Raw genomic sequence first — 14,995 nt, 5'->3', positions numbered from 1 at the left:
CAAAAAAATAAAAGAAGGCATGACACCTTCTTAAATAGCAACCTTACACAATTTAGCTTGTCTATCATAGTCACTTATATAATCTTCACACATATCGTCAATTACTTCATACAGATGAACAGGCGATACCGTCATTTCTTTAAAGAATTGTGCTAGCTTGTCCACTTTTTCAAAGTAAGGACTTATATTTGTCACTTTTTCTTCTATTATTTCAATTTTCTCCTTTTCTCCATCAAAAATTTCTTGAAGAATTTTGATCCCATACGACGGCAATTTTACTTCCTCTTTTCCGTTAAAAACACTTATTTCTGACATGACCACTGTGTAGTGAGTAGTTATGTTTCTCCTTTCTTCCTCCCTTGTCGATATGTACTCGCTCACTTTCCTGTAATACATCTTACTATCCCCTCCAATTTATTTTTTAAGATTAATTATTAACTTACAATACATATTAATATATTCTATTTTTTTCTAAAAAATCCTTTATTTTTTTGAAAATTTTTTATCGACAGAAAAGACACTTTTTTTACTTTAACAAACATTTAACAAGTCTATGTAAAACTATTTGGTGTTTTTTGCGATATCGAAAATTGTAAATTATTCTGTCTATGTTCAATATTAGAACTATAATTGTCGAAAAAAATTTATAAAAAATTTCTATCAGGAAAATTTCATAAAATACTAAAACTCTTTTTTAAAGTTTTAATATCTCCTTTATTTTATCCATATATTTTTTCCCTGACCTTTCACCATGTAAAATCATGCTTAAATATGGCTCACTGGTACCTATCAATCGCGACAATTCTTTTTGTGTCATATTCAGTTCCGCCAATCTGTCATTCACTAATTTCCCAAAATCTGTCAACTTTCTTTTCTTCATCAAAGCACCCCCTTATTTTTTCCTACAAACAAAAGTTAGCATACTTATGCAGTAGGAATAATAAAATATTTGTGTTAAAATAGATAATGATTAAAAATTAACTATTTTAAATATATATCTGAATTACGAAAATGTCAATACTAATATCGTAATTCAGAAAAACAAAGGAGGAGTGTTATGGATACAGTCGGCGAACGCATAAAATATGCTCGTAAAAAAAATAATTTAACTATAACAGCTTTGAGCAAACTCACAGGTTTATCTGTTGGAAATTTAAGTGACCTTGAAAATAACAAATCAATGCCTTCTTCCAATGCTTTGATAAAGTTAAAAAACGCTCTTAATGTTTCAATAGATTGGCTTCTTACTGGCCAACAAATAGAATATGTAAAAGAAGAAGAGGAAAAATACTTATCGAGAGAAGAGTTTGAAAGCATCAGTGAAAAGGATAAAATAATTTTTAAAGCCTTTGAAACATTGCCTGAGGAAAGAAAGAGAGATATAGAAGGATACATAAAAGTGAGTTTGAATACTACTGATTTAGAAGAGTTCATTAAAAAAGAAAAGAAAGTATAATTTTAACCATTATGATTAATTATTAATCATAATGACAAAAGATTACGGCTGCATTTTGCAGCCGTAATCTTTACTCACCCATGAACATTTTCATATCATCTTCTACGTTTGTGATACCACCAATGCCAAATTTGTCAACTAATACTTTTGTGACATTTGGTGATAAGAAAGCAGGAAGCGTAGGTCCTAAATGAATATTTTTTACTCCGAGGTATAAAAGTGCCAAAAGCACTATAACAGCCTTCTGTTCATACCACGCAATGTTGTAAGAAATAGGAAGCTTGTTTATGTCATTTAAACCAAAGACTTCTTTAAGCTTCATGGCTATCACAGCTAATGAGTAAGAGTCATTGCACTGTCCTGCGTCTAAAACTCTTGGAATTCCGTTTATGTCTCCAAGGTTTAACTTGTTGTACCTGTATTTTGCACAGCCTGCAGTTAAAATGACTGTATCTTTAGGAAGAGCTTTAGCAAATTCGGTATAATAGGTTCTGCTCTTCATTCTGCCGTCACAGCCTGCCATTACGAAAAATCTCTTTATAGCTCCTGTCTTTACCGCTTCTACAATTTTATCCGCCAGCTCTAAAACTTGGTTGTGAGCAAAACCACCAATTATTTCCCCTCTTTCAATCTCCACAGGTGGCTTGCATCTCTTTGCATGTTCAATTATTTCTGAAAAGTCCTTCTTTCCGTCGGGACCTTCTGGAATGTATTTTACTCCCTCAAAGCCTACAACACCTGTAGTGTAAACTCTATCCTTGTAGGAATCCTTTGGAGGCACAAGGCAGTTTGTAGTCATTAAAATTGGTCCGTTAAATAGCTCAAACTCCTTATCCTGCTGCCACCATGCATTTCCATAATTACCAACAAAATGCGGATATTTCTTAAAAGCTGGATAATAATGAGCAGGAAGCATTTCTCCATGTGTATAAACATCTACCCCTGTACCAGCAGTTTGCTCTAACAATTGCTCTAAGTCTTTCAAATCATGACCGCTTATCAATATTCCAGGATTATTTCTCACACCGATATTAACTTTTGTTATCTCAGGATGGCCATAAGTCGAGGTATTTGCTTTGTCAAGGAGCGCCATTGTATCAACACCATATTTTCCTGCCTCGAGTGCAAGAGCCACATAATCATCTGCAGTTAAGCTGTCATCTAAAACTTTAGCTAAAGCCTTTTCCATAAACCTAAATATATTATCATCTTTGTATCCTAGCTGATATGCGTGATATGCATAAGCCGCCATACCTTTTACACCATAAGTGATAAGCTCTCTCAAAGACCTTATATCTTCGTCTTTCGTAGATAAAACTCCTACTTCAGCTGCTATTGCTTCTATATCTTCATCTGTATCATAAACCCAGTTTATTGCCTCACAGGATTCGTCTACTTCAATTCCTGCCTTTTTGAGGTCTTCTTTTATTTCTTCTCTTAATGCAACAGCTTCTTTTATTTTGTTAATAAAGAAGTTTCTGTCAAAATTAACGTTAGTTATTGTGGAAAATAATCCCTCAAAAAGGAATCTGTCCGTCTTCTCTTTATTTACTCCTGCCTCTCTTGCTTTTAAATTTAAAAAAGATATGCCTTTTAATGTAAAAATCAACAAATCTTGCAGATTTGCAACGTCGTCTGTCTTACCGCATACACCTCTCACTGTACACCCTATGCCCTGAGAGGCTTCTTGACATTGATAACAAAACATACTCATTTTACTTCCTCCTTTTTCTAAGTTTTTGCCCACAAATTATGATAAGCTAAAAACTCAAAAGAATCTGTGATAAAAATCACAAAATAAAAGCTCCAAATGAGCATATTCATTTGGAGTCACACATTTATTGTATCCATTTCTATATTTTCTATATAAGCATCTGTATTTTCTTCAATATAGTCTACAACCTCTTGAACTATTTTATTTGTTAAAACAGCATCACTGCCACACACCGAAAAACCTATGACAATTGATTTGTGTAAATCTTGATTTTCTATTTCGCATATAGAAACATTATAGTGACTTTTTACTTTACCTACAATACTTCTTACAATCATTCTTTTTTCTTTTAAAGAATGAACCCAATTTGCTCTCAGATATATTTTACAATAAGATACAATCATATATATCGCCTTACCTAATTTCCTTCAGAAAATTTTTACAATATAATTATACCTTACAATATTATGTTTTTTCAATAAAATCACATCTTCTCTATCTAATGCGTACTATAAAGGTAGATAGAGAGGAGTGTGAACATATGAAATGGCTAATCATTTTAGGTTTTGCAATATCATCAAGCATAGATAATTTTGGAGTAGGCATTTCCTATGGTATACGAAATATACGAATAAGTCTTTTTTCCAATACAATTATTGCAGTAATCTCTTTTTTATTTAGCATATCTGGGATATTTTTTGGTAAATGGTTAAACAAAATCCTTCCAGGATCATTACCTATAATTGTAGGAGCATTTCTGCTTTTTATAATAGGACTTAGAATTATTTTGCTGGCTATCCCTCGTAAATCTTTTACCAAAAATATACAACAAGTATCATCAAAGACTACTTCTATAAAAGAAATTTTGGAAAATCCCGAAATTGTAGATTTGGACAAATCCGGAGAAATCAATTTATGGGAAGCAATCCTTTTGGGAATAGCCCTTTCAGCAAATGCTCTGACAAACGGACTAGGAGCAGGGCTTTTGGGTTTTTCTCCCTTTGCTATATCTTTCACTACATCAATTGGAAGCTTTGTTTCTGTATGGACAGGAGTACAATTAGGGACAAAAGTTGCTAATATACGAATAGGCTCTTTTACCATTGGACAATTTGGCACAATTATAAGTGGAGTTATTTTACTTATAATAGCTTATAAAGCCTTGTTCTAATTTTTAGCTTTTACACAATGTTGAAAGATATAACTTCACAGATTGGAATCTCTGCTATAAAAAAGTTTAAGCCGGAAAACCCGGCTTAAACTTTTATCTATTTTGAAAGTCATATACCATTTTTGATATCTGCCTTATTACAGTATAAGCATAAGAGTCGTCAGAACCGTCTACATTATTTGCAAGTACAGTTAATATATATGGCCTTGTAGGATGGAAAACTATCGCTGCATCATTTACTACATTGGACAAATTACCTATTTTGTGTGCAACCTCTATTCCATCTGGTATAGGATAAGATATTCTATCATTATATATGGTATTTTTAAGATAATACATCAATTCTCCTGCAGTATCCGGATGAGCATTTACATAATCTAAAAGATTTTTCATATACATGCTCATATCTCTTGGAGAAGTGACATTGTTACTGTAGGGTATTACATAGGCCCCTAACTTTTCCATAAATTTTATATAATTATCCCTTCCTACAATTCTCATAATCATATTTGATGCAATATTGTCACTTTCTTCAATGGAGCGTCTTGAAAGCTCTCTTATGGTATAATAACTTCCAACAGGGTCTGCCTGTATAGAACCGGCACCCCCTTCATAGTCAGCTTGAGTGTATTGCACTTTCATATTAGGGTCTATTTTTCCATCGGTTATAAGAGTATAAAGGTAAAAGTTAAGAGGTACTTTATAAGTGCTTGCCGCAATAAACGAATCATAACCGTTTATTTCAAAAGTTTGCCCTGTATTTAAGTCAATAAAGTAAACTCCGTATTTGCCAGGATATTGAGATATTAATGCCTGAATGTTATTTTTAAGTTCTTGATAATTTGTAGCATTGTTCAATTGTTGCGGCACTTCAACAGGCGGATGAGGAATTAAAATCTTTTGCCCAATATATAAACTATCCCCATCATTTAATCCATTTGCATCTATTATATTTTGGACATTCGTTCCATGGCGCTTTGCTATAAAGTATAAGTTGTCCCCTGGTTTGACAGAGTAAACTATCGGGTCAGCCCAGGAAACAGTTTCAAGAGCAGCATATATCTTAGGACCTACAATTCCATCGGGTACAAGATTTTTGGACCTTTGAAAGTCTAAAACTCCATTTAATGTCATTTTACCAAATATGCCGTCAACAGTACCTGTATCAAATCCCGCTTTATTTAACATAGCTTGTAATTCTTCTACATCAGTCCCATACGTCCCGCTATATAAAAGCCTTGACCCAAAAGTGAATTTTGGAAGATTTCTTGCATACGAAAATATAGGTATCAATACAACAATAGCAATAATAAGAATCCATGAAAGTATCTTTTTTATATTCTTCAATTTTATCCCCCCCATTCAACTCCATATTATATTGTATATAATATCATATTTCAATAAATATATATATCCATATATACCAATTTATATATATGTTTTTATAAATAAAAAGTTTCTTAATGGAAATATTAAATATGAGGTGATTTAAAAATGCGCTCAATGTGGAAAGGAGCAATAAGTTTTGGTCTTGTAAGTATCCCCATAAAACTGTATACCGCTACAGAAGACCATGCCATACATTTTAGGCAACTTCACAAAGAATGTAAATCCCCCATAAAATACGAAAAAATTTGCCCTGTATGTAATAGACCCGTTTCAGATGAGGAAATAGTACGAGGATATGAATACGAACCAGGTAAATTTGTCATTATAGATGATGAAGATTTGGAAAGGATACCTATGCCAACAGTTAAAACCATTGATATAGTAGATTTTACCGATATAGGACAAATAGACCCCATATATTATGACAAAACATATTTCATTGTACCCGAAGATATTGGTACAAAACCTTATGTACTTTTAAGAGATTCTATGAAAGAAACAAAACGAGTTGCAATAGCGAAAGTGGTAATTAGGTCCAAGCAAAACCTCGCATGCATACGAGTGTATGAGGAAAAATACCTGGTCATGGAAACAATGCATTTTCCTGATGAAATAAAAAACACAAACCAGCTTCCTCCCTTAAGAGAAGTCAGCTTGCATGAAAATGAAATAAAAATGGCCAAACAACTTATTGATACTTTGACCTCCGATTTTAAACCCGAAAAATATGATGATAGCTACAGAAAAACGTTAATTGAAATGATTGAGTCAAAGATACAGGACAAAGATATAGAAATTCCCCAAAAAGCACCTGAAGCCGATAATGTTCTTGATTTAGTAAGTGCACTAAAAGCAAGCATTGAATCTGTAAAGAATGAAGAAAAAGCAAAAAAAGGACACAAAAGAAAAGGCGCATAAAGGAAGATTGAATATGTCTATGATAGAAGAAAAAATATCACCTATGCTGGCATCCAGTAGTGACCCTTTTGATAGCCCCGAATGGATATATGAAATCAAATGGGATGGTTCAAGGACTATTGCCTTTCTTTCAAATAAAACAAGACTTCAAGATAGAAGGCTTGTTGATATAACCCATCAGTTTCCAGATTTGGCATTACTTTATAAGCAAATAAAAGCAAAAGAAGCAATACTTGACGGTGAACTTGTAGTTTTAAAAAACGGCAAGCCCAGTTACAAAAGCATTATGTCGAGAAAGCATCAACAAAATTTAGTAAAAATAAATCTTTTAAGCAAGATAATGCCCGTAATTTTCATAACATGGGATATATTATACTTAAACGGCAAATCTCTTGTAGAATTGCCACTTATAGAGAGAAAAGATATACTTAGAAAAACAGTTAAAGAAAATGAGATCATAAAAATATCAGATTTTATATTTGAACATGGAAAAATGCTTTTTGAAGAGACAGGCAAAAGAGGACTTGAAGGAATTGTTGCCAAAAAAGCAGATTCAAAATATTTAATAGGAAAAAGGAGTAAACTCTGGCTTAAGTCAAAACATTTTATTGTAATAAATGCTGTTATTATAGGGTACAGAACTGACAAAACAGCCCTCATACTGGGGCTTTACGATGAGGAAAATAATTTAATAAACATAGGAAGTTGTGAATCAGGCCTATCCCAGAAGGAATTAAAAGCATTCTATGAAGTTGCCAAGGAGATAAAAGCCCCAGATAATTATTATAACTTTAAAGAAAAAAATGTGCAGTGGTTAAAACCCCTACTGACATGTAAAGTGAGATTTATGGAATGGTCTGAAAACATGAAGATGAGGACACCTTCTTTTATCCAATTTGAGTATAATGTAAAGCCAGAAGAGTGCAGGTTTGAATAACCTCACTTCAAAAATTTGATATAAACTTCCCTTCTCCTTGGACCATCAAACTCACAAAAGTAAATACCCTGCCAAGTTCCTAAAAGTGGCCTTCCATTTTCAATAATGAGAGTTACTGAACTTCCCATAAGAGACGCCTTTATATGCGCATCAGAATTGCCTTCCATGTGTTTAAAACGTATATTAGGAATTATTCTTTCTAAAGCCGCCATTATATCTTCTCTTACAGTTGGATCCGCATTTTCGTTTATTGTAATTCCCGCTGTTGTATGAGGCACAAAGATAACACAAGCCCCATCAACAATACCAGATTTCTTAATTTCTTGCATCACTATATCAGTAATATCCACCATCACTTCTCTTGCCGATGTATTTATCTCCAGAACAGCCATAAGAACTCCTCCATTTTTGTTTTCTGGATTTGCTTTTTATAATAGCAAATTGTTTAATGGCATGTCAACATGCCTTTAATATTATTAGTTCATAAACTTGTTGATTTAAAAAAAACCCTTTCCATTTCCAATCCCTCAAACCCGCATAAACTCTACATGTCATTTTCTGGGAGGTAATAAAGTTTTTCCGTAAATAAGCTATATTTCGACTAAAAATTCCCAATCATGCTCCTATTTTGTGCAAAAAAAGTCTTTCCAAATGGAACAGGGACAAGAAGAAAAGGAAAAAGGGATAAGTGGCATCGTAGCTGCATTTCTCAACTCCTTACCACTTATCCCTCCTCTTCCTCACTACTGCTTGAACCTTAATCCTTTTCCCTTAACACTCACTCAACGGAACCACTTTTTTCACACAGGGAAAAGATTTAAATGAAATATACAACAACTCTTCAGCCTTTTGACCTCCATTACTCTACAGTTACTGACTTTGCAAGATTACGCGGTTTATCTACGTCACATCCTTTTTCTACTGCCATATAATATGCTAAAAGTTGCAAAGGCACAACTGTCAATACTGGAGTAAGCTCTTTAAGCGTTTCAGGTATATATATTACTTTATCTACAACGCCCTCCAGCTGCAAATTACCTTGCTTTGCAAAGGCGACTAAAAAACCACCTCTTGCTTTTACTTCTTTTATATTACTAAGCATCTTTTCAAAAAGGTCATCTTGTGTTGCAAGAGCTATCACAAGTGTTCCCTCTTCTACAAGGGCCAAAGTACCGTGTTTTAATTCACCAGCCGGATAAGCCTCTGAATGAATATAAGATATTTCTTTGAGTTTTAAAGAACCCTCCATAGCAACGGCATAGTCCAGTCCTCTTCCAATGTAAAAAACGTCTTTTGCGTTGTAATGTTCATAAGCAAATTTTTGAATTGTCTCTTTGTTGTCAAGAAGGTACTGAACTTTTTCTGGGAGCTTCTTTAATTCTGTGCAAAGTTCCATAACCTTTGTTTTAGTTATTATCCCTCTTTTTATTGCAAGGTCCATAGCTATAAGATAAAGGGCTATAAGTTGCGTAGTATAAGCTTTGGTAGAAGCTACAGCTATTTCAGGTCCTGCCCATGTGTATAGTACATCATCTGCTTCTCTGGAGACAGAACTTCCAACGACGTTTGTAATGGCTATAACTCTTGACCCTTTTTTCTTAGCTTCTTTTAACGCAGCTATAGTATCTGCTGTCTCCCCTGACTGGCTTATTACAATTGTAAGAGTTCTTTCATTTACTAAGGGGTTTCTATATCTAAATTCTGAAGCGACATCTACTTCAACAGGTATTCTCGCAAGATTTTCTATGACGTATTTCCCAACAACACCTGCATGATAAGCTGTTCCACAGGCTACAATAAAAATTTTATCTATCTTTTCAAGGTCTTCTTTTGTAATTTTCACATCATCTAAAACTATTTCTGAATCATCAATTATTCTGCCTCTTAACGTATCTTTTATAGCGCTTGGCTGCTCGTGAATTTCTTTTATCATGAAATGTTCATAACCGCCCTTTTCAGCCGCCTCTACATCCCATTTTACTTCAAAAAGCGATTTTTCTACTTGCCTTCCAAACATGTCTATAAACTCTACGCTGTCTTTTTTAATTATGGCAATCTCATGATCATCAAGAAAATATACACTTCTTGTATGTTTTAATATAGCTGGGATATCAGATGCAATAAAGTTTTCACCATTGCCTATTCCAACTATAAGAGGTGCTTCTTTTCTTGCAGCTACAATCATATCGGGATTGTTTTTGCACAAAACGCCTAAGGCATAAGAACCTTCAATTCTGTCTAAAACTTTTTTCACAGCCTCTACTATATCGCCATTGTAATAATACTCCAGCAAATTTGCTACAACTTCTGTATCAGTCTCAGACTTAAAGGTATAACCTTCCTCTAACAGCCATTTCTTCAGTGGAAGATAGTTTTCAATTATGCCATTGTGGACTACTGCAATTAGCCCTGATTGGGATAAATGAGGATGAGAGTTTGTATCAGATGGTTCACCATGCGTAGCCCACCTTGTGTGTCCTATGCCTATTGTCCCTACCATATTATCTTTTTCAACAAGCTCTTTTAGGACGTTTAATCTTCCCTTTGCTTTCTTTATATTTATATTGCCATCATTTAAAATGGCAATTCCTGCTGAATCATAGCCTCGATACTCCAATTTTGTCAATCCTTCTAAAAGTATTGGCGTCGCCTGTTTATCGCCAATATATCCTACAATTCCACACATACTCGGTCTCCTCTCACTTTTGTAATAAAGATTCCTCCCTGCCCAGACTGCTCTATGCCACAGTCGCCTGTGGTTTTACCAGTCCTTTATCGGTCGCAGGAAACCGCAGGGCACCCGCCGATAACTCGATAAACCCTGTCCTCGTCAGCTTAAAGTATACACTTTAAGCCCAGGCGCTTTTTAAATTTTTAATCCTTACCTTCTTTTACTCTTCTTCAATAGGCATCCCCCCTTTCAAATAATACCTTTCGTACTTTTATTTAATTTAATTTTCTTTCTATTAATTCAGCAAGTTCTTTTGCCATTTGACTAATTTTATCATAATCTTTTCCTTCTACCATAACTCTCACAAGGGGCTCAGTACCTGATGGTCTTATAAGTACTCGACCTTCTCCCCTCATTTCCCTTTCTAAGTTTTCAATTTCCCTCTTAATTTCTTCATCCTCTAAATAGGCATTTTTTAACTCATTTTTTACTTTTGCGTTTATAAGGACTTGTGGGTAAGTAATCATGCAGGCAGCTAATTCTGACAATTTTTTACCACTTTCTTTTGAAATAGAACAAAGCTTTAAAGCAGTAATTTCCCCATCTCCCGTAGTATTGTCATCAAGGAAAATAATATGGCCTGATTGTTCGCCACCAATAGAATATCCACCTTTTGTCATTTCTTCCAAAACATATCTGTCCCCTACTTTTGTTCTAATGAGATTAATCCCTTGCTCTTTAAGTGCAATTTCAAAACCGATATTGCTCATAACTGTTGCCACAACTGTGTTATTTTTTAACCTACCTTTTTTCTTTAAATCTATAGCACATATTGCCATTATGTGGTCTCCATCAACAACATTTCCTTTTTCATCAACTGCAATAAGCCTGTCAGCATCTCCGTCAAAGGCTAAACCGATGTCGGCCCCATTTTCTATGACGAGTTGTTGCAATTTTTCAGGATGAGTAGACCCACAATTGACATTTATCTTTTCCCCTATAGGCTCTGCTCCATGTAATATGACTTCCGCCCCTAGTTCTTTAAATAGAATTGGCGCTATTGTGCTGCTAGCTCCATAAGCACAATCAATTACAATTTTCATTCCTTTTAAATCCCCATCAATAGTAGACTTTAAGAACTCTATGTAATCTCTATGAGAATTTGTGTATTCTTTCCTGGTACCTATTCCCGTCCCAATAGGAGAAGGCAACTCAATTTTTTCTTTTATTATATTTTCTATTCTATCTTCTACTTCATCTGGCAATTTATACCCATCTTTATCAAAAAATTTTATCCCATTGTACTCTACGGGATTATGAGATGCCGATATCATAACTCCAGCATCTGCTTGATATAATCGGGTAAGGTAAGCTACCGCTGGTGTAGGAATTATCCCCACACTTATGACCTCTGCCCCTACAGAGGTAAGGCCTGCAGTTAAGGCACATTCCAACATATCACCAGATATACGACTGTCTTTACCAACCACAACCTTAGGCCTATGAGTCCCGTGAGTCAACACATAAGCCCCTGCTCTCCCTAGTTCAAAAGCAAGTTGTGGAGTCAAGTCATAATTAGCTATACCTCTAACACCATCTGTACCAAACAACCTTGCCATTTTCTATCTCCTCTCAATAAATCATACGATAATATTTTATCACAGTGAAAACTACATTTCAATTTACACTATTTCTCCAACATTGTTAATATATTTTGCATGACTTTGTCTCTCAATTCAACAATTTCCATCTTTATATCAATATTCAGATTTGGGTAAATTGGTTCCCCTATTTTTAGTTCAATTTTTCCCCTAAATTTGGGAAAATATTTGCCAAAAGGTAGTATTTCTCTTGTGCCTTTTATAGCCACTGGCACAATGGGCTTTCCCGATTTATATGCTAGATACATAGCCCCTTCATACATTTTTTCTACTTTGCCAGTTGGCGATATCCTACCTTCTGGAAATAATCCTATTGTGTGTCCTTCTTCTAACCTAGATAATGCTTGTTTTATGGCATTTAAATCAGGCGAATTTTTCTTTATGGGAATTGCTTTATCAATTTTTAAAAAATATTTTAAAAAACGCCTTTTATAAAGTTCAGAACTTGCTAAAAATATAACGGGTCTTTTTACAGAACAGGCTACCACAACTGGGTCTAGCAAACTTTGATGGTTTGCAACAAAAATACAAGCTCCCTCAGGCAAATTTTTCTCATATTTTACTTCAAAGGAATAGAATATCTTAAGAATCAATTTAGCAATAAGCCGGAAAATTCTATATAACAAAAAAATAATACCTCCCTTCCTTTAATGACAAATTCAATAAAGTCAGCGCTATAAGATATATTCGCCACAATCTTTAACAATCCTTCTTTTAATAAAAAATGGAGGAAATTATCTCCCCCTCTTAGATTACCTCCAGCCCTTTTCTAAAGGCATTTGTATTTAATTCAACAAATTTTTGTGGCACGTTATTTTTTATTACCTCTTCCCAATCAATGCCTTGTAGTCCTAAATATTTAACAAGTACTCCTAAAAGAACTATATTTTGAGCCTTTATATTTCCAAGGCTCTCTGCTATTTTATCTGCATCTACTGCAATTATCTTTACGCTTTTTGATATTTCCTCAATTAAGTTCTTGGGATACTCTTCTTTGCTTATGAGCACAGAAAGTGGAGGTATTTCTACCGTATTTACAATGACAACGCCGTCTTTTTTAAGATAATTTAACCATCGCACAGCTTCCATTTTTTCAAAGGCTACGATAACATCAGCAGCCCCAACTTCAATGACTGGAGAATAAACTTTTTCTCCAAACCTTATTTGAGTATTGACACTTCCTCCTCTTTGAGACATGCCGTGGACTTCTGACATTTTTACATCATAACCACTTTTTAATAGTCCTTCCGCCAAAACATTACTGGCTAGAATAGTGCCTTGCCCTCCTACCCCTACCATTAATATGCTTTTCACTTCTTGCACTTTATTTCACCTCACCTTTTCTATAGCATCGAAAGGACATACCTGCATACAAACTGTACATCCTGTACACTGGTCAGGGTCTATGCTAAATATTCCATCTTTTTTGCTTATAGCAGGACAACCTATCCTTAGACACAAACCGCATTTTTTGCATTTATCTTGGTCTATTCTACACTCTCCCTGAGGTCTCGGAGGAATCAAAGCACAAGGTCCCTTTGCTACAATTACCATTGTATCGTCAGTATTCATAGCTTCATCAACAGCATTTTCAACTTCTTTTAAGTTAAAAGGATCAACCACTCTTACTCTTTTTACTCCTATTGCTTCACTTAATTTCGCTATATCTATTTCTGGAGCCTCTTCTCCCATCAAAGTTTTCCCAGTTCCAGGATTGTGCTGGTGCCCCGTCATAGCTGTTATGCGGTTGTCAAGAATTATAGGTACAGCATTTCCTTTATTGTAGACTATATCAATCAAACCTGTTATTCCTGAATGGAAGAAAGTTGAGTCACCTATTACACTAAAAATCTTTTGTTTCCTTCCTTTGTGTTCATTGGCCTTTTGGAATCCGTGAGATCCAGAAATACTTGCTCCCATGCAAACACAGGTATCTATAGCTTCCAGTGGAGGAGCTGCCCCTAAAGTATAACATCCAATGTCGCCTAAGACTGGAACTCTCTTTTTTTTCAATACGTAGAAAACTCCCCTGTGAGGACATCCTGCACAAAGCATAGGAGGTCTACCTGGCACTTTTGTATCAACTGATATATGCTCTAATTCTTCACCCTTTATAGCTTTTCTTATTATACCAGGATTTAATTCCCCTACTATCGGCAATATCTCTTTGCCTATGACTTTTATTCCTAAGCTTTTTACATGTTCTTCGATGTAAGGTTCCAATTCCTCTACAACGTATAGTTTTTTAACTCCTTCTGCGAATTTTTTTATAAGCTCTGATGGCAAAGGATAAGTCATTCCTAATTTTAAGATTGAAACTTCATCTCCAAAAACTTCTTTTACATAAAGATAGCTTATACCACTGGTAATTATGCCAATTTCTCTATCATTCCATTCTATTCTGTTAATAGAAATTTCTTCTGACAATTGTCTTAAAGCCTTTAACCTTTCTTCTACAACTACATGCCTTTTTTGTGCATTAGCAGGCACCATTACATATTTAGGAATATCTTTTTTATAAGGTTTCATTTCAATTTTTTGCCTTTCCCCTAACTCCACTACTCCTTTTCCATGACTTACTCTTGTAGTAAGTCTCAGCAAAACAGGAGTATCGTATTTTTCGCTGATATCCAATGCGTATTCTACAAAATCTTTACATTCTTGGCTGTCTGAAGGTTCTAACATTGGTATCTTAGCAAATTTTGCATAATACCTATTGTCCTGTTCATTTTGAGAAGAATGCATTCCGGGGTCATCTGCCGTCACAATTACACATCCACCATTAACTCCCGTATAAGCAAAAGTGAAAAGTGGGTCTGCTGCCACATTAAGGCCAACATGTTTCATTGCAGCAAGACTTCTAGCTCCAGCGATAGAAGCACCGATCGCTGCTTCAATAGCAACTTTTTCATTTGGAGCCCATTCCGAATATATTTCTTTGTACTTAGCTATATTCTCTAATATCTCTGTGCTTGGTGTACCAGGGTATGCAGCAGCAAAAGTGATGCCGTACTCATAAGCACCACGGGCTACTGCTTCATCCCCCATCATTATTTTTTTCATTCATTTCCCCCCATT

Annotated in this window: 15 protein-coding genes; 4 read left to right on the top strand and 11 right to left on the bottom strand. The window is 34.8% G+C overall.

Annotated elements, in window-relative coordinates:
• Positions 1-30: 30 nt before the first annotated feature.
• Positions 31-396 carry a DUF6514 family protein gene (locus TETH514_RS04910; RefSeq protein WP_003867466.1) on the bottom strand — a complete coding sequence of 122 codons (366 nt, stop codon included), beginning with the start codon at positions 394-396 and terminating at the stop codon, positions 31-33.
• A 298-nt stretch (positions 397-694) separates the two neighbouring features.
• Positions 695-880, bottom strand: coding sequence for a helix-turn-helix transcriptional regulator (locus TETH514_RS04905; protein WP_003867465.1), 186 nt, complete (start codon positions 878-880; stop codon positions 695-697).
• Between the two features lie 177 nt (positions 881-1,057).
• On the opposite strand from TETH514_RS04905, the gene TETH514_RS04900 reads away from it, so the two are divergent.
• Positions 1,058-1,456 (top strand): helix-turn-helix domain-containing protein, encoded by a 399-nt coding sequence (locus TETH514_RS04900; RefSeq protein WP_003867464.1) that lies wholly within the window; start codon positions 1,058-1,060, stop codon positions 1,454-1,456.
• A 70-nt stretch (positions 1,457-1,526) separates the two neighbouring features.
• On the opposite strand, the gene hcp is transcribed toward TETH514_RS04900, so the two are convergent.
• Both hcp and TETH514_RS04890 read right to left on the bottom strand, forming a co-directional pair.
• A complete protein-coding gene (hcp, locus tag TETH514_RS04895) occupies positions 1,527-3,170 on the bottom strand; it encodes a hydroxylamine reductase (RefSeq protein ID WP_004403247.1) in 1,644 nt (547 codons plus the stop codon).
• Positions 3,171-3,286: 116 nt separating this feature from the next.
• Positions 3,287-3,574 carry a DUF503 domain-containing protein gene (locus TETH514_RS04890; RefSeq protein WP_004403250.1) on the bottom strand — a complete coding sequence of 96 codons (288 nt, stop codon included), beginning with the start codon at positions 3,572-3,574 and terminating at the stop codon, positions 3,287-3,289.
• Positions 3,575-3,672: 98 nt separating this feature from the next.
• On the opposite strand from TETH514_RS04890, the gene ytaF reads away from it, so the two are divergent.
• On the top strand, positions 3,673-4,341 hold the full coding sequence (gene ytaF, locus TETH514_RS04885; RefSeq protein WP_081448146.1) for a sporulation membrane protein YtaF: 669 nt from the start codon (positions 3,673-3,675) through the stop codon (positions 4,339-4,341).
• 93 nt (positions 4,342-4,434) lie between these two features.
• Here ytaF and TETH514_RS04880 read toward each other — a convergent pair whose 3' ends face one another.
• Complete coding sequence (locus TETH514_RS04880) at positions 4,435-5,703, bottom strand: serine hydrolase (protein WP_009052808.1); 1,269 nt, start codon at positions 5,701-5,703, stop codon at positions 4,435-4,437.
• Positions 5,704-5,835: 132 nt separating this feature from the next.
• On the opposite strand from TETH514_RS04880, the gene TETH514_RS04875 reads away from it, so the two are divergent.
• Together TETH514_RS04875 and ligD are read left to right on the top strand one after the other, a co-directional pair.
• Entirely contained in the window at positions 5,836-6,648 is an 813-nt protein-coding gene (locus TETH514_RS04875) for a Ku protein (protein ID WP_009052809.1), read from the top strand.
• A gap of 13 nt (positions 6,649-6,661) precedes the next feature.
• Positions 6,662-7,585, top strand: coding sequence for a non-homologous end-joining DNA ligase (gene ligD, locus TETH514_RS04870; RefSeq protein WP_009052810.1), 924 nt, complete (start codon positions 6,662-6,664; stop codon positions 7,583-7,585).
• A 2-nt stretch (positions 7,586-7,587) separates the two neighbouring features.
• Here ligD and TETH514_RS04865 read toward each other — a convergent pair whose 3' ends face one another.
• From TETH514_RS04865 to iorA, 6 genes are all read right to left on the bottom strand, one after another.
• Entirely contained in the window at positions 7,588-7,977 is a 390-nt protein-coding gene (locus TETH514_RS04865; protein WP_009052811.1) for a secondary thiamine-phosphate synthase enzyme YjbQ, read from the bottom strand.
• A gap of 467 nt (positions 7,978-8,444) precedes the next feature.
• Complete coding sequence (gene glmS, locus TETH514_RS04860) at positions 8,445-10,271, bottom strand: glutamine--fructose-6-phosphate transaminase (isomerizing) (protein ID WP_003867456.1); 1,827 nt, start codon at positions 10,269-10,271, stop codon at positions 8,445-8,447.
• Between the two features lie 260 nt (positions 10,272-10,531).
• Positions 10,532-11,875, bottom strand: a complete 1,344-nt coding sequence (gene glmM, locus TETH514_RS04855; RefSeq protein WP_003867455.1) for a phosphoglucosamine mutase — start codon at positions 11,873-11,875, stop codon at positions 10,532-10,534.
• A gap of 68 nt (positions 11,876-11,943) precedes the next feature.
• Complete coding sequence (locus TETH514_RS04850) at positions 11,944-12,543, bottom strand: 1-acyl-sn-glycerol-3-phosphate acyltransferase (RefSeq protein ID WP_009052812.1); 600 nt, start codon at positions 12,541-12,543, stop codon at positions 11,944-11,946.
• A gap of 121 nt (positions 12,544-12,664) precedes the next feature.
• Complete coding sequence (locus TETH514_RS04845) at positions 12,665-13,240, bottom strand: indolepyruvate oxidoreductase subunit beta (protein ID WP_003867453.1); 576 nt, start codon at positions 13,238-13,240, stop codon at positions 12,665-12,667.
• Positions 13,241-13,246: 6 nt separating this feature from the next.
• A complete protein-coding gene (gene iorA / locus TETH514_RS04840) occupies positions 13,247-14,980 on the bottom strand; it encodes an indolepyruvate ferredoxin oxidoreductase subunit alpha (RefSeq protein ID WP_003867452.1) in 1,734 nt (577 codons plus the stop codon).
• Positions 14,981-14,995 lie beyond the last annotated feature (15 nt).

The organism is Thermoanaerobacter sp. X514 (genome assembly GCF_000019065.1).
Classification (GTDB): Bacteria; Bacillota; Thermoanaerobacteria; order Thermoanaerobacterales; family Thermoanaerobacteraceae; genus Thermoanaerobacter; species Thermoanaerobacter pseudethanolicus.
The sequence above is the reverse complement of the archived record's forward strand: the minus strand, read 5'-3'. Positions and strand labels throughout refer to the sequence as shown.

Bases quoted from the DNA above. Each gene is read 5' to 3' on its own strand.
- ligD (WP_009052810.1), top strand. From the start codon at position 6,662: ATGTCTATGATAGAAGAAAAAATATCACCTATGCTGGCATCCAGTAGT.
- TETH514_RS04910 (WP_003867466.1), bottom strand. From the start codon at position 396: ATGTATTACAGGAAAGTGAGCGAGTACATATCGACAAGGGAGGAAGAA.
- TETH514_RS04890 (WP_004403250.1), bottom strand. From the start codon at position 3,574: ATGATTGTATCTTATTGTAAAATATATCTGAGAGCAAATTGGGTTCAT.
- TETH514_RS04880 (WP_009052808.1), bottom strand. From the start codon at position 5,703: ATGGGGGGGATAAAATTGAAGAATATAAAAAAGATACTTTCATGGATT.
- TETH514_RS04865 (WP_009052811.1), bottom strand. From the start codon at position 7,977: ATGGCTGTTCTGGAGATAAATACATCGGCAAGAGAAGTGATGGTGGAT.
- ytaF (WP_081448146.1), top strand. From the start codon at position 3,673: ATGCGTACTATAAAGGTAGATAGAGAGGAGTGTGAACATATGAAATGG.
- glmM (WP_003867455.1), bottom strand. From the start codon at position 11,875: ATGGCAAGGTTGTTTGGTACAGATGGTGTTAGAGGTATAGCTAATTAT.
- iorA (WP_003867452.1), bottom strand. From the start codon at position 14,980: ATGAAAAAAATAATGATGGGGGATGAAGCAGTAGCCCGTGGTGCTTAT.
- glmS (WP_003867456.1), bottom strand. From the start codon at position 10,271: ATGTGTGGAATTGTAGGATATATTGGCGATAAACAGGCGACGCCAATA.
- TETH514_RS04875 (WP_009052809.1), top strand. From the start codon at position 5,836: ATGCGCTCAATGTGGAAAGGAGCAATAAGTTTTGGTCTTGTAAGTATC.
- hcp (WP_004403247.1), bottom strand. From the start codon at position 3,170: ATGAGTATGTTTTGTTATCAATGTCAAGAAGCCTCTCAGGGCATAGGG.
- TETH514_RS04905 (WP_003867465.1), bottom strand. From the start codon at position 880: ATGAAGAAAAGAAAGTTGACAGATTTTGGGAAATTAGTGAATGACAGA.
- TETH514_RS04900 (WP_003867464.1), top strand. From the start codon at position 1,058: ATGGATACAGTCGGCGAACGCATAAAATATGCTCGTAAAAAAAATAAT.